This window comes from Cupriavidus sp. UYPR2.512 (genome assembly GCF_000379565.1).
Classification (GTDB): domain Bacteria; phylum Pseudomonadota; class Gammaproteobacteria; order Burkholderiales; family Burkholderiaceae; genus Cupriavidus.
Genome location: NZ_KB903050.1, coordinates 1 through 1,868, shown reverse-complemented (window position 1 = coordinate 1,868; position 1,868 = coordinate 1). Strand labels below are relative to the sequence as shown.

The window sequence follows — 1,868 nt, the reverse complement described above, 5'->3', positions numbered from 1 at the left end:
CCTCACGCAGGCCCGCGTCCGCATGAGGCGGTCATGCTGGTCGGCCGGCGCCTGTCGACTCTCACTCGATAAGCTGCAACTGCCCCCGCAGCTGCGACGCACTGCTTTCCGTTGGTTACGCGCCGCAGCACTTCTTATATTTTTTGCGCGATCCACAAGGACACGGATCGTTTCTGCCTACCTTGGGCTCGGCCGTCGCAGGTCCTACGAGGCGCTCGCCCGTTGCCTTGATAAGCGTGTCGCGATGCGAGAGACGCTCAAGGTATCGTGGATGTCGCTGACAGAATGCAGCCCACAGCTGTTCGAGGCGTGTGAGATCGCCATGCGTTTCAGGCTCGAGCCGGATGCGGCCGGCCAGATGAACATTGACATGCCCGGGTGAGCGCGCTCCGTCGGGATGCACCGGTTCAAAGTGAAGATTTACCTCAGCGCAGTCGCAACTGGGAATCGGGCAATAGAAGTCCAACGCCTCGTAGACGTGAGCGTCAAACGCGTACAGGTCCTGTCTGACGCACGTGTACACCTCATCCCAGGCCAGTTGCTCCCCACGCTGCCAGCCGCGAATTTTTGGCGGGGACATGAGCACCGTCTCGACCGGGGCAGAGAGGCCCTTGCCGCGATACCATAGACGTCCGATCGCATCCAGCAGTTTGCCGTCAATATGCGTCATGAGAGCGGCGACCTCGGGGTACTGCGCCAGATCCAGTGGGTCGTCGCGGTCCGACTGCTGTTCTTGCGCGGTGTCGATATCCAGACCAAAAACGATGATGTCGGCACACTTATCGGCGACCTCGTGGGCCGCTTCGCGATAGCGTCCGCCTGACATCCACGCCTGCCAGACGGGCGCACCGCGTGCTTCGAGTGTCTCCCGCCCCTTGTGCGTCGCCAGCACCAGCGCGGTCCGACACGGACATCGCGGTGTCGGACAAGTATGCACACAGATCCAGGAGGCGTCGGTACCTGCTAGCCTGAACATGCCCTCTTCGGGCGATAGTCGGGGCGCTCTCTCATTCATGTTCGGGACCCTCAAGAATCTCGAGTCCGTTCTCGGCGCACCATTGATCCGCAAATGCCGGCGTTCTCGGTGTGCGGCGGGGAGTGCTAGTCATTTGGGCGTCTTGGATTTTCGCGGAGATGGCGGTGTCGCACGCGAACGTGCGGGCGATTTTTGAGGGGTTGAACGGGTAGCTTTCGAAGTGTCTGCGCGTGTTTTCCCGGTGGGCGCTGGGGCAACGGCGGACTTTGTCACCACTTTGGGTGCCGCAGCTTTGCCTTTCAAGGTCGATTTCACGCGCGAACCCGCTTTCGATGCAGTTGATGACGTGGGAACTTGGCGCGTTCGGGGGGCTGATTGTTTGCCCGCCCGTTTGGGGGCGGCAGTCGGCGCGGCGAGCGGCTCGGTGTCGATATCGATACCGAATACGTCGCCCAGGAGCGCGTGGTCGAGGACCTTGCCCGATGCTGGCGCGCTTGCCGCACCGGACAACTTGGCGCCTGTGTTGTTGATGAGATCGGCAGGATCCACACCCCGAAGCGTGAAGAGCAATTCGGGCTGCTGGTCGAGCCGGGCACCGACACCATACAGCACGGCAGCGACATGCTTGCACATCGATGCCCAGTCCAGGCAGTTGCAACCGAACTGGATATCCTTCGGCGACGGAAAAAGTCCAGTGCCCGGCTTGCAGATCCGCTCCATCACGGCGCTCGACAGTCTGCCTTGCAACAACTCGACCATGGAGTCGATCGATGACGCGCAGTCGGCGCTCAGGGCACGCCACTGCGGAGCGGGACAGGTCGCGACGTCGATCTTGATCGTGTAGAGGCTTGACCCCATGACCTGCGCGTGTATTTTGCCCGCCGTCATTTGC

General features: G+C 61.7%; 2 protein-coding genes. Both read right to left on the bottom strand.

What is annotated here, in order from left to right; all coding sequences use genetic code 11:
- Window positions 1-115: 115 nt before the first annotated feature.
- The gene (locus A3A5_RS44965) at window positions 116-892 is read right to left on the bottom strand and encodes an SEC-C metal-binding domain-containing protein (RefSeq protein ID WP_232431389.1); all 777 of its coding nucleotides are present in this window, start codon (window positions 890-892) and stop codon (window positions 116-118) included.
- A 213-nt stretch (window positions 893-1,105) separates the two neighbouring features.
- A partial coding sequence (locus A3A5_RS44110) for a hypothetical protein (RefSeq protein ID WP_198293155.1) occupies window positions 1,106-1,868 on the bottom strand: 763 nt, incomplete at its 5' end.